Here is a 23,547-nt window from a genome sequence, read left to right on the forward strand (position 1 = left end):
GTGGGGGTACGGCCGGGCGGCCGGGTGGGGGTGGCGGTTCATTTACAACGTTGGAATAATGCCGTGTGGTGCCGGACGAGGAGGAGCGGATGGGACAGCACGACGTGACGACGGAATCGACGGCCTTCGGCCCGGCCGACGCCAGCATCGCCACCGCCCGCTCCGAGCTCTACACCCGGGGCATCACCGCCTGCCGGGGCGCGTTCGACGTGGCCTGGGTGGACCGGGTGGCCGAGGACGTGGACGCGGCCTTCCGGGAGGCCGTCGCCCGCCCCGACGGCGCGGTGGGCCGGGGACCGCAGCGGTACTACGTGGAGATCCACCCCGAGCAGCTGCGGGGCTTCGTGGAACTGACCACCCACCCGTGGGTGGTGGCCGTCTGCCGGGAGGTGCTCGGCGACGACTACCGCATCGTCGAACTCGGCTTCGACACCCCCTTCCCGGGCGCGGCGTACCAGCCCTGGCACCGGGACTTCCCGATGCCCGAGGCGACCCGGCGGGAGCGGCGGCTGACCTCCCTGGCGTTCAACCTGACCGTGGTCGACACCGTCGAGGAGATGGGTCCGTTCGAGATCGCCCCCGGCACCCAGTGGGACGACGACAGCGACTTCGCGCACGGGATGTTCCCGCCGCAGGACCGGTACCCGCGCTACGCCCGGCGGGCCGTCCGCACGTACCCGCAGCGGGGCGACATCTCCGCGCGTTCGGCGCTGACCATCCACCGGGGTACCCCCAACGTCTCCGGGGTCGCCCGGCCGGTGCTGGTGCTCGGGGTGGACGCGCCCGGCGCGGGCAACCACGAACGGCACGACATGGCGGTCACCCGGGAGTACCACGCGACGCTGCCGGCCGCCGTCCGGGACCATCTGACCTGCCGGGTGGTGGACGTGCTCACCCCGATCCGGCAGAAGCACACCATCGAGGGCCTGGTGATGGGCGTCGAGTGACCGGGGCCGGCCACCTCGTCGGCCCGGCGGTGCCCGGCGCCCCGCCGGTCGGCCGGCCGTCCGGGACGGCCTGCGTGTCCCGGTCGCCGGTACCCGGTAAGGTTTCCGCGATCACCGCCAGTCGCAGCCGGGAGTCACCGGGTGACGTGTGGGTGACCGGCGAACGAGGGAGGGCCACCGGGTGCCTGGCGAGCAGCGGCGGGAGCGGACGCCGATGGGTACCGCCCGCCAGAAGATCCTCGACGAGGCGCTGCGTCTCTTCGTCAGCCAGGGGTACCGGGCGACCACCATCAAGGAGGTCGCCGCCGGGGCCGGGGTCGCGGTGCAGACCGTGTACTTCACCTTCGGCAACAAACGTGCCCTGCTCAAGGAACTGGTCGACCGGAACGTCGCCGGTGACGACGAACCGGTACCGACCCTGCAACGCCCCTGGCTGCGGGAGGCCGTGGCGGAGCCGGACCCGCGCCGCCAACTGGAGATCCAGGTCCGGGCCGCCGGGTCGATCTACCGCCGGGTGGCGCCACTGCTCCAGGTCATGCGGGATACCGCCGGCAGCGAGGACGAGGTCGGCGAGCTGTGGCTGCACAACCAGAAACAGCGACGGGCCGTGCAGCGTCGCCTGGTCACCGCACTGGCCCGCAAGCACCCGCTGCCCGGGGGCCTGACGGTGTCCCGGGCCACCGACATCGCGTACGCCCTGCTGGGCCCGGAGATGTACCACCTCATGGTCACCGAGCGGGGCTGGCCGGTGGCCGAGTGGGAGCGGTGGGTGCTGCGGATGCTGGGTACCGAACTGCTGGGCGACGGCACGGCGGACCGGCCCGACGGTGCCGCCGCCAGCGCGGCGGCACCGTAGTCCCGGTGCCGGTGCGATCCGGTGCCGGTCGGCCCCTGGCGCCGGTCAGGCCCGGGTGAACGCCGGCACCACGTCTCAGGCCCGGGTGAACGCCAGCACCACGTTGTGACCGCCGAAGGCGAAGCTGTTGGACAGCACCGCCGTCACCTTGGTCTCCCGGGGTTCCCCGGTCACGAAGTCCAGCCCGAACGCCGGGTCCGGCCGGTCCAGGTTGAGCGTCGCGGGCACCGTCGAGGTGAGCAGCGCCTGCACCGACGCCACCGCCTCGATCGCCCCCGCCGCACCGAGGGCGTGACCGGTCTGCGACTTCGTCGACGACACCGGTACCCGGGTCGCCGACTCGCCCAGGGCGGTCCGCAGCGCCTGCACCTCGGCCGCGTCGTTGTACGGGGTACCCGTGCCGTGCGCGTTGACGTACGACACGTCGGTCGGGGTGAGCCGGGCCCGGCGCAGCGCCGCGTCCAGGGCGCGCGCCGCCCCGGCCCCCTCGGGCTGCGGCATGGTGATGTGGAAACCGTCGGCGGCCCGGCCGTAGCCGGCGAACTCGGCCAGGCCGGTCGCGCCCCGGGCCGCCGCGTGCTCCTCGGTCTCCAGCACCAGGATCGCCGCCCCCTCGGCCAGGACGAATCCGTCCCGGTCGGCGCTGAACGGTCGGCTCGCCCCGGCCGGGTCACCGTCGTGGCCGGACAGCGCCCGCATCCGGCCGAAGCCGGCCAGGATCTGCCGGGACAACGGGGCGTCCGCGCCACCGGCGAGCACCACGTCGGCCTCCCTGGTCACCAGCATCTGGTGCGCGGCGACCAGCGCGTCCGCCCCGGAGGCGCAGGCGGTGACGGTGGCGCCCACCGGGCCGGTGAAGCCGTACTCGATGGAGACCACTGCGGCGGCGCTGTTGTTCATGGCCCGGGGGATGAACCGGGCGCTGACCGCCCCCGGCCCGCCCGTGGCGTACGCCTCCCCGGTGGCGTCCCAGGTCTCCATGCCGCCGACACCACTGCCGACCACCACCCCGACCCGGGTCCGGTCCAGGGTGGCCGGGTCCAGTCCGGCGTCGTCGAGCGCGAGCCGGGCCGCCGCCAGGGTGAGGTGGGCCAGCCGGTCGGTGACCGCCAACTGCCGCCGGCTCGGCGCGAGGTGCTCGGGCAGGTCCACCTCACCGGCGATGCCGACCGGCAGCCCGTCCGCCGAGCACCGGGTGAGCCGGCGTACCCCGCTGCGCCCGGTGAGCTGCCCGCGCAGGAAATCCTCCGCGCCGACCCCGATGCCGGTCACCGGGCCCAGCCCGGTGACCAGCACCCGCGTCCCGGTCACCGAAGGGCCCCGACCGGGCTGTGCCGCAGCAGCACGTCGACGACGTCGGCGATGGTCTGCACCGCCTCGATCTCGGCCGGGTCGAGCCGGGTGCCGATCTGCTTCTCCAGGGCGCTGATCATCTCGACCGCGTCGAGGGAGTCCATGCCGAGGTCCTCGCGCATGTTCGCCCCGGCCACGATCTGCTCGGCGTCCAGGCCGAGGTGGTCGGTGAGGATGTCACGGACCAGGGTGAGGGCGTCGTCGTGGTTCATCGTGTGCCTTTCTCGGATGTGCGTCCGGTGGACCGACGGTCACCGGTGAACAGGTCGGTGGTGTGCGACGGACCCGAAGGGCCGGACCCGTCGCGCGGCGGTGGCGGCCGGGTCGGCCTGTCGCGCGGCGGTGGCGGCCGGGTCGGGTCAGGCGCGGGCGGCGGCCAGGTCGGCGAAGAAGGACAGGTCGGCGGCGACCGCCCCGACCGCGCCGACGAACCGTTCCGCCTCGGACTCGGTGAGGATCAGCGGCGGCTGGATCCGCAGCACCCGGCTGCGGTTCGCGGTGACGTAGGTGAGGATCCGGTGCTGTTCGGCCAGACCCCGTACCACGCGCAGGCAGAGCAGGTCGCCGAGCATGCCCTCCAGCGCCGAGGCGGTCTGCGCCAGCGCCCGGCGGGCGTCGACCGGCAGCCACGCCGCCACCTCGTGCAGCTCGCCGGGCAGCCGGGTGAGCAGGTCGTCGGCGAGCGCCAGTCCGGCACCGGACATGTCCGCGTCGAAGGCGATCGCGTTCATCATGCCGATGCCGCGTACCTCCCGGACGAACGAGTACGGCGCGCACACCTCGGCCAGCCGCTCCCGCAGCAACCGGCCGATCCGCTCGGCCCGCGCCGGGATGTCGAAGTAGGCCAGCGAGTCCAGGGTGGCCAGCCCGGCGACCGCGGCGAAGTTGCCGCCGCCGAAGGTCGAGCTGTGCTGCGCGCACCGGTCCGGGCTGCCGTACGCGGCGTCCCACAGCTCCGCGCGCATCAGCGTCGCACCGATCGGCACCAGGCCGCCGGAGAGCGACTTGGCCAGGCAGATCACGTCCGGTTCCAGGCCGTCGTGCTCGGCGGCGAACATCTTGCCGGTACGCCCCAACCCGGTCTGGATCTCGTCGAGGACGAACACCGCGCCGGCCCGGCGGCACAGCTCCTGGGCCCGCCGCAGGTAGCCGGTCGGCGGCAGGACGACCCCGCCCTCCCCGAGCACCGGCTCCACGATGAACGCCGCCGCCCCGTCGAGCGCGTCGGCGAGGGCCTGCTCGTCACCGAAGCGGACCGCCACGCAGTCCGGCAGCAGCGGCCCGAACGGGTCCCGGTGGGTGGCCCGGCCGGTCACCGAGAGCGCGCCGAGGGTCTTGCCGTGGTAGCTGTTCTCCACGTACACCAGTCGTTTCCGGCCGGTGGCGGCGCGGGCGACCTTCAGGGCCGCCTCCACCGCCTCGGTACCGGAGTTGCTGAAGAAGACCCGTCCCAACTGCCCGGGGGCGATCTCGCAGAGCCGTTCGGCCAGTTCCGCGGTGTGCACCGGCATCGAGACGTACTGCACGAAGCTGGGTGCCCCGGAGTCCAGGAAACCCCGCAGCCGGTCCACCACGGCGGGCGGGTTGTGCCCCAGGTTCAGGCAGCCGTACCCGGCGACGAAGTCCAGGTAGTCCACCCCCTCCGGGGTGGTCAGGGTGGCCCCCCGTGCCGAGGAGAAGACGTGGTCGATGCCGTGCCCGCGCATGAAGTCGGCCATCGGCGGGTTGACGTACCGGCGGAACCGCTCGGTTGTCTCCTGCCGGACGTCCCGACCGGTGTGGTGCCCGGCGGCACCGCTCCCGGTGCTGCCGTCGCCGTGGTACCCGGCGAGCTGCTCGATCTGCCGGTCCGACACCAGCCGGCCGAAACTCGCCGCCGGTAGGGCGCTGAACCCCTGCCGGCGGGCCAGGACACCGATCTCGCGGACCCGGTCCGGGTCCAGCTCCCGGCCGAGCGACCAGTGCTCGGCCCGCTCCTCCAGGGCCAGCACGATGGTCTCGGCCAGACACCCGTTGAGCTGCCGGGTGGGTGCCGGCAGCGGCCCCTCGGTGGCGAACAGCCCGCCCGGTGCGGAGACCATGCCACCGTCGAGGACCAGCACGTCCCGGCGACCGCGCGGCGGCTCGGCCACGTCCCGGGGCAGTGCCACGTCGATCACCACCGAACCGGGCAGCAGCCGGTCGGTGTCGATGATGCCGCCGCTGGACGAGGCGGCCACGAAGATCCGCGACCGGGGGTACGACATCGACACGTCGGACAGGAACCGGACCCGTTCCCGCTGCTCCTCACTCAGGTAGCGGACCAGCGAGTCGAGGTTGCTGGCGCTGCGCCGGTGCACCACGTCGACCAGGTGGCCGTCGTCGAGCAGCAGCTTGGTGACGACCAGCCCGATCGAGCCCGGGTAGCCGATGACGGTGACCCGGGTCTGCTCCGGGGACCGGCCCAGCAGGCCCACCACGTGCCGGACCAGTTCGTGCGCCGAGTGCGAGGTCAGCGAGTTGCCACTGGTCAGGAAGACGTTGCCGACCTGTTCGGCGGTCCACAGGCCCCGGTCGCCGACGATCGAGCTGGCCCCGCCGAGGCCGACGATCTGCGCGCCGTCCTTGGCCAGCTTGCGGATCTCCTCCACCACGTGGTCCGCCGCCGCACCGTGCTGGCGCAGCATCTGGTCGGCGGTGTACGGCAGGTACCGCACGTCCCCGGTGCAGTGCGCGCCGGTCGGCGAGGTCAGCGAGCGCAGCAGCGGCACCGGCAGCGAGCCGCGCTGCCGTTCCGGCTCGGGCCAGCCGGGCCGCCGCCCGACCAGGTCGGTCACCAGGGCGGCGGCGTGCACCAGGTGGCGTTGCCCGGTGGTGGTGGGGTGGGCGAGGAATCCGAACTTCACCGTAGCTCCTGTCCGTGGGTGGCCGGTACGCCGCCGCTGCGCGGCCGGGCCGGGGCGGCGTGCCAGCTCCGTGCGGAGAGCAGGCTCAGCCCGTCACCCTCGTTGTTGTGGGCCAGCAGGACCGTGTAGAGGTTCACCGCGCCGGGCCGGGTCAGCTCGGCGCGCAGCAGCACGTCGTCGACCTCGTCCAGGCGGCGGTGGGTGACCGGGGTGGTACCGAACACCCGGTACCAGTCGTCGTCGATGAGGTTGAGCACCGTGGTCTGGTTGCCGGTCGGCGCCCCGGCCCGGGCCTCCCGGTAGGTCCGGATGATCGAGTGCCCACCGTTGCAGAGCCGGAAGATGCTCAGGTTGCCGCGCAGCCGGTGGCCCTCGACGCAGAGCTGCTGGATCAGCGACGGCATGATGTCCGGCACCAGGGCGGCGGCGCCGTCCCCGACGAAGGCCAGCACGTTGTCGTCGCGGGTCAGCGCGATGGTGGGGATGGCCTGCAACGCGTCCCCCATCAGCGCCCGGCCGTACCAGCCGGAGAAACCGGGGCCGGTGCGGGCCAGGTTGCGCACCGCCGCCGCCCCGCCCCGGCCGACGTCGTACACCCCGGTGTAGCGGTAGCCCTCGTACCGGATGAGCTGCTCGAGCACCGCGTTCAGCCGGTGCAGGAAGTAGTTGACCGACATCGGCCGGCTGGGCAGCAGGGTCAGCGGGTCCGGCACGTCGGTCGCCGCCCGGATCGCCTGCCGGCGCCGGGCGAGCACCTGCGGGTCCACGTCGAGGCGGTCCCGGATGGCGCGCAGGAAGTCACCGACCCGGGCCGGTACCGCGTGGGTGGCGAACGGCGCCAGGTGCGCCGGGTTCGCGGTCACCTGCACGGTGCGGAGCTGCCGGGTCAGGGCCCGCTCGGAGAACGGCGAGCAGACCTCCGAGATCCGACTGCCGAGGAAGAACAGGTACTGCTCGTCGCGGGGCCGCAGCCGGCCGTCCCGGTGCAGGTAGTCGAAGACCCGGCCGCTGAAGCCGTACATGCCCAGGGTGCCGAGGTACTCCTCGACCGGGCGGCCGTCCCGGTACGCCGACACGGTCCCGGGGCGGGCCAGCGAGTCGCCGAGGGCCGCGCCGACCTGACGGGCGACCGTGTGCACCAGCTCCACCTCGTCCGCGTCGGCCGCCCCGACCTGCCAGAACAGGGTCGCCGGGGTCTCGTTGAGCAGCCGGACCACCGGGGTCAGCACGTCGTCGGCGACCACGGTCACGCCTCGGCTGGCCGGGGCCGGGCGGGGCGGTACCGGCGGCGGGGGCGCGCTGGCCTCCAGCACCGACGGGGTGGCCAGCAGGACCACCGGTCCCTCGGCGGCGTCGTACGCGGCGAACGCCTCGGCGAGGTCGGTGGCCAGGTCGGCGGTGCGGTTGAGGTAGACCGCCGGGATGCGGCGGGCCCGCAGCACCTCCCGGGTGTCCTCGTCGGTGTGCACGGTGCCCTGGAACGGGTACCAGCGGTCCGGGAACGAGTCGGCGACCACGATGAACCCGCGTGCCCCGGCCTGGCGCAGGTTGGCCAGGGTGCCCCGGAACTCGTCGATCATTCCGCTGGTCACCACGATCAGGAACGGCGCGCCGTCCAGTGTCCAGCGGGCCATCGCCCCGGCGGCGAGACTGTGCTCGCTCGGCCCGCGCAGGACCGGGTTGCCGGTGTCCCGGGACCGCCGTTCCAGGTCCTCGATCAGCGCGGCCACCACCGAGCCGGTGTAGTAGTGCAGTCCCCAGCGGTCGCCGGCCCGGTCGGTGAGGAAGGCGTGCAGCGCGGCGCCGAGGGTCCGTTCGGCGGTGCCACCGACCGGTGGGGCCGGCCGGGCGTACCGGGTCTCGACCAGGTCGGCCAGCGCGCGGGCGGTGTCGGCGGCCAGGACCCAGCTCTCGGTGGGCAGCTGCCGCAGGGTGTACCGGGCGACCGGCTGGACGTGGTGCTTGGCCGGCTCGTCGTAGACGTGGACCGTGTAGGGCGCGTACTCCGCGGCCACCGCGGCGGGCAGGGCGGCGGCGACCCGTTCGACGGCCCGGTCGGCCTCGTCCCGGAAGGCGTCGCAGGCCAGCCCGGCGCCCTCGGCGTCGACCAGGAGCAGCGCCAGTCGGCACGGCTGCCGTCGGTGTACCGCGTCGACCACGGCCGGTACGTCGTCCAGCGTCGGCGCGGTCAGCAGGTGCAGTTCGGTGTCGCCGAGGGTGTCGGCGACGAAGTCGCCGGCCCGGCCGACGATGTCGGCGTACGCGGCGGGCGGGTGCCGGTCGGTGTCGGGTTCGGGTGGGCCGGCGGGGACCGGCAGGTGCAGGCGTACCGGACCGCCGACGGTCAGGTCGGTCAGGCCCCGGCGCACCCCGGCGAGGAAGCCGGGCCGACCGCCGACGGTCACCACCAGCAGGGCCGGGGTGCCGGTCGCGGGCCCGGACGGGCTGCTCTCGTTGTGCATGATCTTCCCCTGGAAGCGTTCCCATCGCCGGGGCCGACGCGACACTGCGCCGGCACCGGCGATCGGGGTCAGTGGGTGGACCGCGTCCGCGACGCGGCCGGCGTTACGACACGGGCGCCGACTGCTCCGGCCCCGTCCGGTCCGTACCCGGGCCCGATGGTGCCGTCCGGTCCGTATCCGGGCCCGCCGGCACCGTCCGGTCCGCGCGTGGGCGCGGCGGGGCCGGCTCGGGCCGGGCCAGCAGCCGGCGGGCGACCGCCTGGATGTGCACCTCGTCCGGGCCGTCGTAGATCCGGGTGGTCCGCGCCTCGCGGAACAGCCCGCTCAGCGGTGTGTCGTCGCTGAGCCCCTCGGCGCCGTAGACCTGGATCGCCCGGTCGGTGACGTGCTGGAACATCCGGGAGGCGACCACCTTCGCGGCGCTGACCGCGGTGGCCACCTGCGGATCGTCGGCGTCGAGCAGGGCGGCGGCGTGGTGCAGCATCAGCCGGGCCGAGGCGATCTCGGTGTAGCTGTCGAAGACGTGCAACTGCATGAGCTGCTTGTCGCCCAGCAGGTCCGTGGAGGTCCGTCGGCTGCGCAGCCGCGCGCACATCAGGTCGTACGCCCGCTGGGCCTGCCCGACCCAGGTCAGCGCGCGCAGCAGCCGGCCCAGCGAGAGACGTTCCATGGCCATGCCGAACCCGCCGCCCTCCGGGCCGAGCAGGTGGTTGGCCGGTACCCGCACGTCGTGCAGCCGGATCTCGGCGTGCCCGCCGGTGTCCCCGAGCAGCGGCAGGTCCCGGACGATCTCGAAGCCGGGTGCGTCGGTGGGCACCAGGATCATCGAGAAGGCCGTCCGGTTGGACGCGCCGGCCGGACCGGTACGGCAGAACACCGTCATGAAGTCGGCGCCCCGGACCTTGCAGAACCACTTCCGGCCGTTGATCACCCATTCGTCGCCCTGCCGGCGGGCATGGGTGCGCATCTGGAGCAGGTCCGAGCCGGAGACCCCCGGCTCGGTCATCCCGTAGCAGGGGGTGATCTCCCCGGTGAGCAGTGGTTGCAGGTACCGCTCCCGCAGCCACGGCCCGGCGTGCCGGTGCAGCATGGTCAGGTCGAGCAGGCTGGCCGAGCCGAGCACGGCCGGCCCCTCCAGGTAGCTCCCCTCCACCTCGGCGACGTGTGCCCAGCCGGCCCAGGGCAGGCCCCGGCCGCCCAGTTCGACCGGCCGGGCGGCGCCCCAGAGGCCGTGTTCGGCGGCCAGTTCGCGCAGTTCGGCGACCAGCTTGCGGCGCTCGTCCGGCCCGGCGGTGCGCAGGGCCGGCTCGACCGGCCGCAGGTGTTCGTCGAGGAATCCGCGCACCTCGTCGCGGAGCGTACGGATCTCGTCGGAGATGATGGCGTCCATCGGTGTCCCTCCCGCCCGCTCAGGCCGGTACCGGCGCGTCGGTGAAGAGCTGGGCCAGCTTCGGCTTGTCGACCTTGCCGGCCGCGCCGAGCGGCAGGTCGTCGACGACGACCAGGCGTTCGGGCAGCTTGCCCTGCTCCAGTCCGAGTCCGGTGAGGAACGTGGTCAGCTCGGGCAGGCCCGGCGCGCTGCCGGCCTCCGGCACCACGATCAGGCCGATCCGCTCGCCGAGCACCGGGTCGGGTACGCCGAGGCAGATCGCGGCGCGTACCGCCGGGTGCCGGGTGGCGAGCAGTTCCACCTCGACCGGGCTGATGTTCTTGCCGCCCCGGATGATGATGTCCTTCATCCGGCGGACCACGGTCAGGTAGCCGTCGGTGTCGACGAAGCCGAGGTCGCCGGTGCGGACCCAGCCGCCCTGGGTGCGGTAGCGGGCGTCCAGTTCGGGGGCGTTGACGTAGCACATCGGGGAGAGCGGCCCCCGGCAGATCATCTCGCCCTCCTCGCCCTGCGGGACGTCCCGGCCCTCGCCGTCGACGATCCGGAACCGGGCGATCCTCGGGTCGGGCCGGCCGACCGTGGTGTGCACCTTCTCCGTCGGGTCGTCCAGGTCCGTGTAGCAGTTGACCCCGTCGGCCGAGCCGTACAGGTTGACGAAGTTGCAGTCGAAGCGGGCGATGCACTCCTCGATGGTGCTGGTGTCGATCTTGGAGCCGCCGCTCACCACCGCCCGGATGCTGTCGGTGTCCACGTCGGCGAACTCGGCGCTGCCCAGCATCAGCTGGAACACCGCCGGTACCCCGAAGACGTGGGTGGGCCGGTGCTCCCGGACCGCGCGGGCCGCAGCCGCCGGGGAGAACTTCCGCACCAGGATCAGCGTGCCGCCGTGGCAGGCGATGGTGATGAACGACCCGAGCGAGCCGTACGAGGTGCCCAGCGGCGGCAGGAACAGGTTGCGCAGCGGGGACACCCCGCCGGCGATGCCGCTCATGAACGCACCCCGCCCCCCGGCGAGGGCGTTGTGCGAGTACAGGATCATCTTCGGTTCGGCCTCGGAACCGGAGGAGACCAGGATGCGCACCGGACCGTCCGGGTCACCGTCGACGATCCACTCCGGCAGCGGGGCGGCCGGGTCGACCCGGTTGCCCCGGTCCATCACCGGGTCGGCGGGCAGGCAGCCCGGGTGCTCGCCGCCGATCACGAAGACCGTGCGCAGCGCGGGCAGTTCGCCCCGCAGCGAGTCGAGGGTCGCCGCGTAGTCGAAGTTGTCCCAGTGCACCGGCGTCACCGTGGCGGTGGCCCCGGACCGGCCCAGCAGGGCGAAGGTCTCCCGGCGGCCCCGGCCCGGCGGGTACGGCAGCACCACCGCGCCGATCGCGGCGACCGCCAGGTCCACCACGCAGGACCGCCAGCCGTTCGGCTGCTGGCTGCCCACCACGTCCCCGGGGCGTACCCCGGCGGAGTGCAGGGCCGCCGCGAAGGAGAGTACCGCGCCGTACAGCTCGGCGTACGTGGTGGTGCCGTCGTCGCAGATCACCGCCGCCCGGTCCGGGTGCGCGGCGACCTGCTCACGGAACAGGTCGAACAGGGTCCGGTCGGGGTAGAGGCCCAGGGCCGCCCACTCGCGGCGCAGGTCCGACGGGACGAGGTCGTGGGTGCTGAGGGAACCGGTCACGGCAGGAACCTCCACGGGGCGCGGACGAAGCAGGCGCCCTCGTTGGTCAGGGCGGCGGTGAAGCGGGGGTCGGTGCCGAGTCCGTCGAGGTCGGTGGTGACCTCGGTGGCGGACAGACCGGCGGCGCGCAGCCGGGCGGCCAGCTCGGCGCCGGACTGCCCGGCGGTGCGGCTGACCAGGTGCGCCGGGTCCCGCCCGACGGGGTCGAGCCCCAGCGCGGTGAACAGGGTGGTCACGTCGGCGTCGGTGCCGATCCGGACGGCGACCGCACCGTCGTTCGTGGTCAACGGCCGGTCCCAGACCTGCCAGGGCGGCGCCTCCCCGCCGACCCCGGCCCGCCGGCCGGTGTACGTCTGGAGCTGGGTGGCCGCGCCGAGCAGGGAGGTGTCGACGAGTTGGCCGACCCCGTCGCGCTGCCGGGCCAGCAGGCCCACCAGCACGCCCTCGGTGCAGAGCAGCCCGCCGAGCACGTCGAGCAGGGTCATCAGCGATGGCCGGGGCGGGTTGCCGTCGGCGAAGACCTGGGTGGCCAGGCCCGAGTAGGCCTGCACCATGAAGTCGGTGCCCAGTGGTGGTTCGCCGGTCACCTCGTCACCCCAGGCGGAGGCGTACGCGTACACGATCTGCGGGTTGACCCGGGCGAAGTCGGCGGCACCGAGCCCGAGCCGTTCGGCCCGGCCGGGCAGCCAGTTGTGCAGGAACACGTCGGCGTCGGCGACCAGGGCGCGCAGCCGGTCCCGGTCGGCGGGATCCTTGATGTCGATCTCCACGGTCTCCTTCGTCCGGTTCAGGGCGAGGAACCGGGAGGAGACGTCACCGAGCATCGGGGGCATCCCGCGCAGCGGGTCACCGCCCGGCGGCTCGATCCGGATCACCCGGGCGCCGAGCAGGCCGAGCAGGTGCGCGGCGAGCGGGCCCTGGACCCGGCGGGTGGCCTCCACCACGCAGAGCCCGGCCAGCGGGGCGTCGGCGGTCGGGGTACCCGGGCGGGCCGGCAGGCCGGTGGCGGTGATCCCCGGGTGCGGTCGGACCGACCACGGGGGCAGCGGTCGCCGGGCGATCTCGGCGTGTCGGTCCGCCTCGCTGCGGATGGGGCAGAGACTCACCCCGGACTCCGCCGCGACGGCCACGATCCGGTCCCAGGGGTGCCGGCGCAGGGTGTCGTGCAGTTCCAGGGGTACCGCCGAGGTGGCGTTGGCGTAGCGCAGCAGCATCGGTCGCCAGCCGCGCCGGATCGCCGGTTCCGGTGCCTCCAGCAGCGTCCAGAACCGCTGCCAGGGGCCTGCGTCGAGGGTCTCCAGTTCGAACCGGACCCCGTCGGCGCTGAGGAACGGCGGGCGCCGTCCGGCCAGCGGGGAGGCGGGTGGGGCGTCGTCGTCGCCGTCGGTGGTGGCCACCGCGAGGTACTGGCTGACCGTCAGCAGCGCGGTCTGCGCCACCGAGGTCTCGACCTGCCGGATGTCGGCGCCGGCCCGGTTGGCGTGCACGGTGGCCAGGACCGCCTGCCCGGCGACGATCCCGGCGGCCACCGAGGCGTAGTCCACCGCGATCCGGCTCGGTCCGCCCTCGGCCCGGCCGTGCACGGCCATCAGGCCGCAGGCCGCCTGGACGCCCACCTCGTCGGTGAGGTCCCGGTCGACCGGCCCGGCCCAGGAGACCGTGCAGTCCAGCGCGGCGTCGCCGGTCTCACCGTTCAGCCGGAGCGCGTCGCCCGCGCCGGTGGTGGTGCCGTCGGTCTCGTCGGGCTTGCGGGTCGCACCGAGCAGTTCCAGGTGCCCGATCAGGGTCGCTGTCGCGGTCAGTGACACCCCACCGGAGACGACGAGGCCGTCCAGCAGCCGGGGGACACCCGGGACGTCGTCCGGGGCGGCCGTGCCGCCGTGCCCCGTCGGCGTCGCGTCCCGACAATCGGGGTCGTCCGTTCCCGGTACGCCCCGATGGTCGCTTCTACCCATCATCACCGCACCCGTTTCCTCATAGGAATCGACTGAAAAGGCACCAGCGGTCCCGGGCCACCGGTCGGTGGCCGGGCCGGCGTGCCGGATGACGGCCCATTGCGCCGGTGCGCGCCGGTCGCTGGTCGACCGGCGGTGCTCGCCTCGAAAGCAGTGAACCGGGTGCCACCGTAGGTGAACACCCCTCACTGGCGCGAATGGACAGTGCCGGAGCGGGATGTGGGGTGCGGGGCGGGAAACCCCTTAACCGGAGGTGACCGGCACGGGTTGTCCCGATGCCGGTTAAGGGTTGTCAGTCCGCGCCGGATCGTGCGGGCGCCCGTCCGCTACGGCCGGCAGGGTGGTCGTAGCGGACGGGCGGGCGTGCGGGGCGGCTCAGGAGTCGCGCAGACCGATCCGGCGGTGCAGGCGGGCCAGCGGGCCGGGGGCCCACCAGTTCGCCCGACCGGCCAGGCGCATGAACGCGGGTACCAGTACCGCCCGGACCAGCAGGGCGTCGGTGACGACGGCCAGCGCCAGCGCCACCCCGAGCAGCTTCAGCAGGGAGAGCTGGGAGGTCGCCAGGGCCACCATCACACTGGCCACGATGACCGCCGCCGCGCTGATCAGCCGGCCGGTACGGGCCAGACCGACCGCCACGGCCCGCTCGTTGTCGCCGTGCCGGACGTACTCCTCGCGCATCCGGGAGAGCATGAAGACCTCGTAGTCCATGGAGAGCCCGAAGGCGATGCAGAAGGCCAGCACCGGGATGGTGACCTCCAGGTAGCCGGTGGCGGTGAAGTCCCCGACCAGCCACTTCAGGTGCCCGTCCTGGAAGACGTAGACCATCACGCCGAAGGTGGCGGTCAGGCTGAGCAGGTTCAGCACCAGCGCCTTCACCGGTACCAGCAGGCCACCGGTGAACAGGAACAGCAGGATGAAGGTGCTGACTCCGACGATCGCCAGCGCCCAGGGCAGCATGCCGCCGACCACGCCCTTGGTGTCGACCAGGGTGGCACTGGGCCCGCCGACCAGCGCGGGTACCGGGCCGGGCAGGTCCCGTACCTGGGCGACCACCCGCTCACCGGCGGCGGAGAACGGGTCCACGTCCAGCACGACGTTCAGCCGTACCCCGTCGGGGTTGACCATCGCGGCGTGCGCCGGGGTGGCCGGCACGGCCTGCGCCCCGTCGGCGTACCGGCCGGTCGGGGCGTCCACGTGGGTGACGTGCGGCAGCGCCGAGATCCGCTGCACGTAGCTGTCCAGCCGGGCGTCGGCGGTACCGCCGGGCAGGGCGACGGTGAGCGCGTCGATGGCGTGCGCGTCGAAGTCCCGCTCGACCACGTTGGCGGCCCGCGCGGCCGGGGCGTCGGCGGGCAGCACGTTGGCGTCGGCGAGACCGAACCGGACCTGGGTGAACGGCAACGCCAGGGCGACCAGCAGCAGCATCACCGGGCCGGCGGTGAGCACCGGCCGGCGCATCACCGTCCGGGCCAGCGCCGACCAGAAGCCGGCCGCCCGGACGTCACGGTCCGCCCGGGCCCACGGCAGCGACCAGCGGAACACCTTCGGGCCGAGGACGGCGAGCACCGCCGGCAGGACCACGACGGCGGCGAGCGCGCCGAACCCGACGACCAGGATCCCCGAGTACGCCAGGGAGCGCAGGAAGAACAGCGGGTAGACCAGCAGCCCGCACATGGACAGCGCGACGGTGCAGGCGGAGAAGAGCACGGTCCGTCCGGCGGTGACCACCGCCACCACGACCGCCTGGTGGCTGTCCCGGCCCAGGGCCAGTTCCTCCCGGTACCGGGTGACGATGAACAGGCTGTAGTCGACGGCGAGGCCGAACCCGAGCGCGGTGGCCACGTTCAGCGCGAAGACCGACACGTTGGTGATCTCGGCCAGCGGGGTGAGTACGGCCAGGCTGCCCAGCACGGCGATCGCGCCGACCACGGCGGGCAGGCTGGCCGCGACCACCGACCCGAAGACCAGCAGCAGGATGAGCAGGGTCAGCGGGGTGACGATCAGCTCGGCACGGATCAGGTCCTGCTCGCTCTGCTCGATGATCTCCCGGTTGACCTGGCTCTCCCCGGTCGCCTGCACGCTGAAGGGCAGGTCCCGACGGTCGAGTTCGGCCATCAGCTCCTTGGCGTGCCCCTGCCGCTCGTCCTCGGCGCCGACCAGGCGGACCAGGATCAGCGCGGACCGGCCGTCCGTGGAGCGCAGGGCCGGTTCGCCGGTGTTCCACCAGGACTGCACGGCGGCGGTGTCGGTACGGGCGTCCAGTTCGCTGGTGAGCCGGGTGCCGGCGTCGGCGACCGTGGGGTCGTCGGCGGGCCGGTCGGCGGTGAGCACCAGGACGAGGTCGGCGGTACCCGCGCCGAACGAGTCGGCGAGGAACCGGGCGGCCCGCTGCGACTCGGCGTCCTGCGGGATGTATCCGCCGTTGACCAACCGGTCCGACACCGTCCAGCTCAGCCCGGCGGCGAGCAGGGTGAACAGCAGGGACAGCACCAGCGTCGCGCGGCGGTACCGGACGACCGTGGCGCCGAGGCGGGCGAGTGGCCCGGTGGGGACCGGCGGCAGGTCGTCGCCGGTCGGGCGGTCCGTCGCCGGCCGGGTGGGTGCACTGACGGTCACGGCCGTCCTCCCGTCTGCGGGGCCGCCGGAACCGTCGTGGCGGCATCGTCATGGTCGTCGTCGTCGGCCGGCCCGCCGCCGGTCTCGTCGGTCCCGCCGGTCTCGTCGGTCCTGGCGGTCCTGGCGGTCTCGCCGGTCGCGCCGTCCCCGTCGGTACCGGCGGCCGGCGGTGCCGAGGGCCGGGGCAGCAGCAGCGCGGCGGCGACCAGGGCCAGCAGGTTCACCACGGCGGCGCCGACCAGGCCGATCCGGAACGTGTCGTGGTCGACCGGGGCGTCGGGTGCGCCCGACTGGCCGGCGAGCGCGGTGCCCAGTGCGGTCAGCACCACCACACCGACCCCGCCGCCGAGCCGCTGCACCGTGTTGACCAGCGCCGAGGTGACCCCGCTGTCCTCCGGCTGGACGGCCCGCATGGCCGGGACGGTCACCCCGACGAAGGCCGCCGGGATGCCGAACGCCACCAGGACACCGCCGGGCAGGACGTCGACCAGGAAGTTCGGGTCGTCGGGGATCCGGGCGTAGTAGAGCAGCGCCAGGGTGAGGCTGGTCAACCCGATCAGCAGTACGCCGCGCGGGCCGAACCGGTCCAGCATCCTCGGCAGCACCACGGTGGCCACCGTGACCACCATCAGACCGACCGGCAGGATGGCCAGTCCGGCCTCCAGGGCGTTGTACCCGGCGACCTGTTGCAGGTGCAGCGAGAGGAAGTAGAACAGCGCCAGGTGGGAGATGCCGACCAGGAAACTGGCCAGCAGCGAGCCGTTGACCGCCCGGGAGCGGAACAGCCGCAGCGGCACCAGCGGGTCGGCCACCCGGGACTCGACCATCGGGAAGAGCGCCAACAGGACCAGACCGCCGATCAGCGCCCCGGCGTGCACCCAGGTGAAGCCACCGCCGCCCTCGCCGAACGCGGCCACCACCAGCAGCATGCCGAGGGTGATCAGGGTGGCGCCCCCGGCGTCGAGTCGACGTCCCGTCCCCGGCTCGTCCCGGGGCAGTACCCGCCAGCCGAGGACCAGCACCAGCAGGCAGAGCGGCACGTTGATGAGGAAGACCGAGGGCCAACCGGCGAGCTGGGTGAGGATGCCGCCCAGGGCGACCCCGGACGAGGCGCCGGCGGAGCGCATCGCGCCCCAGATACCGAAGGCCCGGTTGTACTCGGGGGTGCCGCCGAAGACGGTCTGCATCATGGCCAGGGCGGTGGGTACCAGCGCGGCGGCACCGAGCCCCTGCACACCCCGGGCGGTGATCAGTACCAGCGGCCCGGTGGCCAGCGCGGCGACCAGCGATCCGACGGTGAACAGCACCAGGCCGGTGAGGTAGACCCGGCGGCGGCCCCGGGTGTCGCTGGCCCGGCCGCCGAGGACCAGGAAGCCACCGAAGACCAGCTGGTAGGCGGTGACCACCCAGGCCAGTTGTCCCTCTGTCATGCCCAGGTCGGACCGCATCGACGGCAGCGCGATGTTGACGATCGCGATGTCGAGGAAGACCAGGAATTCGACCGCGGTCAGCAGGCCGAGGATCAGCCAGCGGTCACGTTTCTCGCGCACGGTACTCCCGCTCGTCAGTGGAGCCCTCAGTGTAGTCGAACACTAGAGTCGCACTCTAGTGAAGACGGCCGGACCGGGGTCCGGGGAGACGTTTCTGGGGTAGCGGGAACCGGATCGGGGTCACAGCACGGTCGGGTGGATCCGCCCGGCGGCAGTCGCCAGCGCGGCGGTGAGGAAGAAGGTCCCCCACACCGTCTCCACCTCACGCCGCTGCCCCGGCCGGACCTCGTAACAGCCACCGCGCAGCATCCCCGGTGGCGCGTCCACGCCGGGGGAGCCACCCAGGTGCTCCCGGACCAGCCGGGCCAGGAGCAGGTCCGCCGCCGAGGCGTACCGCTCGGCGTCCGGCAGCCCGACGGCACCGAGCTTCCGCAGGGCGTACCCCGCGATGGCCGCCGCCGCCGTGTCGAGCAGACCGTCCGGGCGCTCCGGCCGGTCGGCGGGTACCCGGTCACCGTGCCGGGTCAGCCAGCGTTCGGCGGCGGCCTGTGCCGCCGGCCGGTACCCGTCACCGAGGGCCAGGTGGGCGTCCACCGTGGCCAGCAGCGCCCAGGCTTCGCCCCGGGCCCAGGAGCCGCCGGGGTGCCGGTCCACCAGCGCACCGGTCGCCGGGTCCCGGTCCAGTTCCACCGGTACCGGGCCGGTCGGGTCACCGGCGGTGAACCGGTCCAGGTGCCGGGCGGCCACGGTCCGCAACCGGGGGTCGCCGCCGTCGTCCGCCGCCCAGCAGAGCAGGCGGACCAGGGCTCCCGCGCTGTCCACCGAGACGCGGTGCCGGCCCACCTCGCCGAGCCCGAACGCGGTACCCACCGGTACGGCCCCGAGGTCCGGGTCGTAGCAGCGGGCCACCACCCCGGCGCCGAGCCGGGCCAGCCCGGTGGCGGCCGGGTCGTCGTGCAGCCGGACGCCGAGCGCCGCACCGTACCAGCAGGTCATCGCCCGGGTCACCGTGTCGTCGTCGAGCCGGTCGCGGAGCCGGACCGTCCACTGTGCGGCGGCCGGTGCGGCGGTCGGGTCGTCGGTGACGGTGGCGCGCAACCAGAGCAGACCCACCCAGAACCCGCCGACCCAGGAACCCCGACGGCTGGTGGTCCACTCGCCGGTCGCCGGGTCGGCGAAGAGCGGCACCTGCTCCGGGGCGGCCCGGTGGATGCGTTCCACCCGGGCGGTCAGGTGCGCCAGCGCGGTCCCGATCTCACCGGTGGTCAGCGCGCCTGCCGGACGCCCGGTCGGTGCCGGCCGGGCCTCGTCGAGTGTCATGACGCGCCCCGGCTGCCCGGGCCCGCCCCGGCCGGGACGGCGGTCGGCGTGGTCGGGGCCTCAGCCGGGCCGGGTGCCACCTCCCGCGACCGCAGCCGCAGCGCGGCGGCACCGGCCAGGGCGAACTGGGCGGCCAGCAGCAGCCACATGGTGCCGAAGCCGGCGACGTCGGCGACCAGACCGAGTAGCGGTGGGCTGATCGCGAAGCCGGCGAAGAAGCCCAGGGAGGCCAGCGCGGAGGCGTGCCCGATCGGGCCGGTACGCCGGTCCCGGACGACCAGCAGCATGGCCACCGCGTTCGCGGCCACCGCGGTGGCCGCGATGCCGACCGTGCCGAGCACGGCCAGCCAGACCCCGCCGTACCGGCTGGACCACAGCAGCACGGCGGAGGCGGCGGCGGCCGCGCCGAGCCCGGCCAGCAGCGGGCTGAGCAGCTGCTGCCGGCCGGCCAGCCGGGTCCAGCCGATCCGGGCGACGATGCCGGCCACCCCGAACGCGGCGACCAGCAGGGCCGCGCGGGAGGCGGGGACGCCGAGGTCGCTGTGCACGTAGAGCGGGAGGAAGACGTTGAGGGTGGCCAGGCCACAGCCGAGGAAGAGCTGACCGGTCATGATCCAGGCCAGGAAGGCGTTCGGTGGCTTCGGGAGCAGGCGGGCCGGTGGGGGCTTCGTCGCCGGGCCGGACACCCCCCGGTCCCGCTCCGGTCGACGCAGGACGAGCAGGCTGCCCACGGCGGCGGCCAGGGCCAGCGGTGCGGCGGCGCCCAGGGCCACCCGCCAGTTGGCGGCCGCCGCCAGCGGTGGCAGGCAGAGACCGGCGGCCAGCGCGGCGAGTTGCACCCCGGACTGCTTGACCCCGGTGGCCGCCGCGCGGTCCGGGGCGGGAAGCTGTTCCACGATGGTGCGGTTGGTGGCCGGGTTGGCCAGCGCCTGGGCCAGCCCGGAGACCGACACGGCGACGGCCAGCAGGGCCACCCCGGTGCTGGCGAACATCAGCAGCGAGGCGGTACCGGAGACCACGAAGAGCAGCACCACGGCGGCCCGTACGCCGATCCGGTCGACCACCGCGCCGGCCCACAGCGAGCCGACTGCGGCGACCCCGAACGACGCGGAGACCAGTGAACCGAGTGAGGACCGGGACACGCCGAGGTCGTCGACGAGCAGGGGGCCGAGCACGCCGAGGGCGTACAGCACCAGCATCGGGAACGCCATGCCCAGGGTCAGCAGGCCGACGATGCTCCTGCGCCGGGTCTGCCGGCCGTCCGTCTCCGCCACCGCGCCACCCATCGATCGTCGTTGCCCAGCGCCGCCGATGGTAGTGACGGTCTAGTGCGGCACTCCAGACCGGGCGGCCCCTAACCTGGTAGGGGTACCCGGTACCCGTCACAGCCAGGGGTTCTGCGTCCCGTCGAACTCCTCGAAGACCAACCAGGTCCGGGTGGACAGCACCCCGGCGATGCTCTGCACCTGCCCGAGCACCACGTCGCGCAGCGCCGCGTTGTCCGGCGCGCGGACCAGGGCCAGCACGTCGTGGTCGCCGCCGAGCAGGGCGGCGTGCTCGATGTAGCGCACCCGGGCCAGTTCGGCGGACACCTCCCGCCAGGTGTTCTGCTCTATCTTCAATGCGATGTACGCCGATGTGCCGAGTCCGGCCGACTCCGGTGCGACCTGGGCCCGGAAGCCGGTGATCACCCCCTCCCGCAGCAGGCGCTCCACCCGGGCGTACGCGTTGGTGCGCGAGACGTGCACCCGTTCGGCGAGTGCCCGGATCGACAGCCGGCCGTCGTGGACCAGGGCGTCCAGGATCCGCCGGTCCACCTCGTCCAGGGGTCGGGCCGATCGTCCCGGCTCGCCGGGGACGGCCCCTTCCGGCTGGGCTTCCTGGCTCACATCCGCCCCCTCGATCGTCCAATCGTCCCGCGTTTTTCGTTGATCTTGAGTCAACTATCCGCAGCCGTGAGCATAGGGCCACCACACGTCCAGGAGGTACCGCCGTGACCACCGCACCCCGGGCGGTCCGCAGAGCAGCCCCCCGCAGCCGCCGGTCGGCCACCCCGACCGACCCGGCCCACGCGCTGCTGCCCGCCGTCGAACCGGTCCGCATGCTCGACGAGACCGGCAGCCGGCTGCCGGCCCATCCCGACTACCCCGAGCCGTCCACCGCCGACCTGCGGGAGCTGTACCGGCGCATGGTCGTCGGCCGGCGCTTCGACGTCCAGGCCACCGCCCTGACCAAGCAGGGCCGGCTGGCGGTCTACCCGTCCTCCCGGGGGCAGGAGGCCTGCCAGGTCGGCGCGGTGCTCGCCGTCCGGGACACCGACTGGGTCTTCCCGACCTACCGGGAGTCGATGGCCCTGACCGCCCGGGGCATCGACCCGGTGGAGGTGCTCACCCTGCTGCGCGGCGACTGGCACTGCGGGTACGACCCCGCCGCCCGGCACACCGCCCCGCAGTGCACCCCGCTGGCCACCCAGACCGTGCACGCCGCAGGGCTCGCCTACGGTGAGGCGTACCAGGGCCGGGACACCGTGGCGCTGGTCTTCATCGGCGACGGCGCCACCAGCGAGGGCGACTTCCACGAGGGGGTCAACTTCGCCGCCGTGTTCAAGGCCCCGGTGGTCTTCTTCGTGCAGAACAACCGCTACGCGATCAGCGTGCCGCTGTCCCGGCAGACCGCCGCCCCGTCGCTGGCCTACAAGGGCGTCGGCTACGGCGTACCGGCCGAGCAGGTCGACGGCAACGACCCGATGGCGGTCCTCGCCGTACTGACCCGGGCCGTCGCGCACGCCCGCGCCGGCAACGGGCCCTACCTGGTCGAGGCGCACACCTACCGGATGGAGGCGCACACCAACGCCGACGACGCCAGCCGCTACCGCGACGGCGCCGAGGTCGAGGCGTGGCGTGACCGGGACCCGGTCACCCGGCTGGAGGCGTACCTGCGCGGGGCCGGCGCACTCGACGACGCGGCGGTCGCCGCGATCGCCGCCGAGGCCGAGGCGTACGCGGCCGACCTGCGGGAGCGGATGAACCTCGCGCCCGCCGTCGACCCGCTCAGCCTCTTCGACCACGTCTACGCCGAGCCCACCCCGCAGCTGCGCGAGCAACGCGAGCAGGTCCGCGCCGAACTGGCCGCCGCCCGGGACACCGAAGGGGACGCCTGATGGCCGACACGCCGGCAGTCAAGACCACCATGGCCAAGGCGCTCAACGCGGCGCTGGCCGACGCGCTCGCCGCAGACGACCGGGTGGTCGTCTTCGGGGAGGACGTCGGGCAGCTCGGCGGCGTCTTCCGGATCACCGACGGGCTGCTGGCCCGGTTCGGTGACCGGCGCTGCTTCGACACCCCGCTCGCGGAGGCCGGCATCGTCGGCTTCGCCGTCGGCCTGGCCATGTCCGGGCTGCGACCGGTGGTCGAGATGCAGTTCGACGCGTTCGCGTACCCGGCCTTCGAGCAGATCGCCTCGCACGTGGCGAAACTGCGCAACCGGACCCGGGGCAGACTGAGCGTGCCCATGGTGATCCGGGTGCCGTACGCCGGCGGCATCGGCGGGGTCGAGCACCACTGCGACTCCAGCGAGGCGTACTACGCGCACACCCCGGGACTCAAGGTGGTCACCCCGGCCACCGTCTCCGACGCGTACTCGCTGCTGCGCGCGGCCATCGACGACGACGACCCGGTGGTCTTCCTGGAGCCCAAGAAGCTCTACTTCTCCAGTGCCGAGGCGGTGCTGCCGGCGCGTACCGAGCCGATCGGGCGGGCGGTGGTCCGCCGGGCCGGTCGGGACGCCACCCTGATCGCCTACGGGCCGGCCGTGCCGGTGGCCCTGGAGGCCGCCGAGGCGGCCCGCGAGGAGGGCTGGGACCTGGGCGTGGTCGACTGCCGCAGCATCGTGCCGTTCGACGACGCCACGGTCACCGCCGAGGTCCGCCGTACCGGCCGGGCCGTGGTGGTCACCGAGGCGCAGGGCTTCGCCGGGGTCGGCGCGGAGATCGCCGCCCGGGTGCAGGAACGCTGCTTCCACGCGCTGCACGCCCCGGTGCTGCGGGTCAGCGGGCTCGACATCCCCTACCCGCCGCCGATGCTGGAACACACCCACCTGCCCGGCGTGGACCGGGTACTCGACACGGTGGCCCGGCTCCAGTGGGACGACCAGCCGGACCCGCGCTGGCTGCCCCGAATGGAGGGGGCGGCATGAGCACCACGACCGACCGGGTCTTCCTCCTGCCCGACCTGGGCGAAGGGCTCAGCGAGGCGGAGATCGTGCAGTGGCGGGTCGCGGTCGGTGACCTGGTGACCGTGGACCAGACGGTGGTCGAGGTGGAGACCGCCAAGGCGGTGGTCGACGTGCCCTGCCCGTACGCCGGGCGGGTGGTGGCCCTGCACGGGGAGCCGGGCGAGGTCCGGCCGGTGGGACAGCCGCTGGTCACCGTCGCCCCGGTCGACACGACGTCCGGTGCCGGCGGCGACGTGGCGTCGACGGCCACCGAACCGGCCGGGCACGCCGTCTACCGCGAGGAGGAGCGGGCCGGCTCCGGCAACGTGCTGATCGGGTACGGCACCGGTCACGGCGCCTCCGGTCGGCGGCGCCGCCGGTCC

17 protein-coding genes are annotated in these 23,547 nt (G+C 73.9%); 5 read left to right on the plus strand and 12 right to left on the minus strand.

What is annotated here, in order from left to right; all coding sequences use genetic code 11:
* The first annotated feature begins 89 nt into the window (after window positions 1-89).
* Complete coding sequence (locus GSF22_RS11510; protein WP_208813520.1) at window positions 90-947, plus strand: phytanoyl-CoA dioxygenase family protein; 858 nt, start codon at window positions 90-92, stop codon at window positions 945-947.
* 181 nt (window positions 948-1,128) lie between these two features.
* The gene (locus GSF22_RS11515; protein WP_208813521.1) at window positions 1,129-1,803 is read left to right on the plus strand and encodes a TetR/AcrR family transcriptional regulator; all 675 of its coding nucleotides are present in this window, start codon (window positions 1,129-1,131) and stop codon (window positions 1,801-1,803) included.
* 75 nt (window positions 1,804-1,878) lie between these two features.
* On the opposite strand, the gene GSF22_RS11520 is transcribed toward GSF22_RS11515, so the two are convergent.
* From GSF22_RS11520 to GSF22_RS11575, 12 genes are all read right to left on the minus strand, one after another.
* The gene (locus GSF22_RS11520; protein WP_208813522.1) at window positions 1,879-3,114 is read right to left on the minus strand and encodes a beta-ketoacyl-[acyl-carrier-protein] synthase family protein; all 1,236 of its coding nucleotides are present in this window, start codon (window positions 3,112-3,114) and stop codon (window positions 1,879-1,881) included.
* A complete protein-coding gene (locus GSF22_RS11525) occupies window positions 3,111-3,368 on the minus strand; it encodes an acyl carrier protein (RefSeq protein WP_208813523.1) in 258 nt (85 codons plus the stop codon). Before GSF22_RS11525 ends, GSF22_RS11520 begins: the two co-directional genes overlap by 4 nt.
* 147 nt (window positions 3,369-3,515) lie before the next feature.
* The gene (locus tag GSF22_RS35685) at window positions 3,516-6,041 is read right to left on the minus strand and encodes an aminotransferase class III-fold pyridoxal phosphate-dependent enzyme (RefSeq protein ID WP_208813524.1); all 2,526 of its coding nucleotides are present in this window, start codon (window positions 6,039-6,041) and stop codon (window positions 3,516-3,518) included.
* A complete protein-coding gene (locus tag GSF22_RS11535) occupies window positions 6,038-8,503 on the minus strand; it encodes a hypothetical protein (RefSeq protein WP_208813525.1) in 2,466 nt (821 codons plus the stop codon). Before GSF22_RS11535 ends, GSF22_RS35685 begins: the two co-directional genes overlap by 4 nt.
* 103 nt (window positions 8,504-8,606) lie before the next feature.
* Window positions 8,607-9,893 (minus strand): acyl-CoA dehydrogenase family protein, encoded by a 1,287-nt coding sequence (locus GSF22_RS11540; RefSeq protein WP_208813526.1) that lies wholly within the window; start codon window positions 9,891-9,893, stop codon window positions 8,607-8,609.
* Window positions 9,894-9,912: 19 nt separating this feature from the next.
* Window positions 9,913-11,568 carry a class I adenylate-forming enzyme family protein gene (locus GSF22_RS11545; protein WP_208813527.1) on the minus strand — a complete coding sequence of 552 codons (1,656 nt, stop codon included), beginning with the start codon at window positions 11,566-11,568 and terminating at the stop codon, window positions 9,913-9,915.
* Window positions 11,565-13,526 carry a CoA transferase gene (locus GSF22_RS11550; protein ID WP_208813528.1) on the minus strand — a complete coding sequence of 654 codons (1,962 nt, stop codon included), beginning with the start codon at window positions 13,524-13,526 and terminating at the stop codon, window positions 11,565-11,567. Before GSF22_RS11550 ends, GSF22_RS11545 begins: the two co-directional genes overlap by 4 nt.
* Window positions 13,527-13,898: 372 nt before the next feature.
* On the minus strand, window positions 13,899-16,142 hold the full coding sequence (locus GSF22_RS11555) for an MMPL family transporter (protein WP_307803925.1): 2,244 nt from the start codon (window positions 16,140-16,142) through the stop codon (window positions 13,899-13,901).
* On the minus strand, window positions 16,139-17,692 hold the full coding sequence (locus tag GSF22_RS11560) for an MFS transporter (protein WP_208813529.1): 1,554 nt from the start codon (window positions 17,690-17,692) through the stop codon (window positions 16,139-16,141). Before GSF22_RS11560 ends, GSF22_RS11555 begins: the two co-directional genes overlap by 4 nt.
* Before the next feature lie 120 nt (window positions 17,693-17,812).
* A complete protein-coding gene (locus GSF22_RS35390; protein WP_208813530.1) occupies window positions 17,813-18,952 on the minus strand; it encodes a hypothetical protein in 1,140 nt (379 codons plus the stop codon).
* Window positions 18,949-20,226 carry an MFS transporter gene (locus GSF22_RS11570; RefSeq protein WP_208813531.1) on the minus strand — a complete coding sequence of 426 codons (1,278 nt, stop codon included), beginning with the start codon at window positions 20,224-20,226 and terminating at the stop codon, window positions 18,949-18,951. The genes GSF22_RS35390 and GSF22_RS11570 overlap by 4 nt, the downstream gene beginning before the upstream one ends.
* A gap of 108 nt (window positions 20,227-20,334) precedes the next feature.
* Complete coding sequence (locus tag GSF22_RS11575) at window positions 20,335-20,841, minus strand: Lrp/AsnC family transcriptional regulator (RefSeq protein ID WP_208813532.1); 507 nt, start codon at window positions 20,839-20,841, stop codon at window positions 20,335-20,337.
* 104 nt (window positions 20,842-20,945) lie between these two features.
* On the opposite strand from GSF22_RS11575, the gene pdhA reads away from it, so the two are divergent.
* The 3 genes from pdhA to GSF22_RS11590 all read left to right on the plus strand — a co-directional run.
* Window positions 20,946-22,112, plus strand: a complete 1,167-nt coding sequence (gene pdhA, locus GSF22_RS11580) for a pyruvate dehydrogenase (acetyl-transferring) E1 component subunit alpha (RefSeq protein ID WP_208813533.1) — start codon at window positions 20,946-20,948, stop codon at window positions 22,110-22,112.
* Window positions 22,112-23,146 (plus strand): alpha-ketoacid dehydrogenase subunit beta, encoded by a 1,035-nt coding sequence (locus tag GSF22_RS11585; protein WP_208813534.1) that lies wholly within the window; start codon window positions 22,112-22,114, stop codon window positions 23,144-23,146. Before pdhA ends, GSF22_RS11585 begins: the two co-directional genes overlap by 1 nt.
* A partial coding sequence (locus GSF22_RS11590; RefSeq protein WP_307803926.1) for a biotin/lipoyl-containing protein occupies window positions 23,143-23,547 on the plus strand: 405 nt, incomplete at its 3' end. The genes GSF22_RS11585 and GSF22_RS11590, both read left to right, overlap by 4 nt.

Origin of the sequence: Micromonospora echinofusca (genome assembly GCF_017614955.1) — a bacterium.
GTDB lineage: Bacteria > Actinomycetota > Actinomycetes > Mycobacteriales > Micromonosporaceae > Micromonospora > Micromonospora echinofusca_A.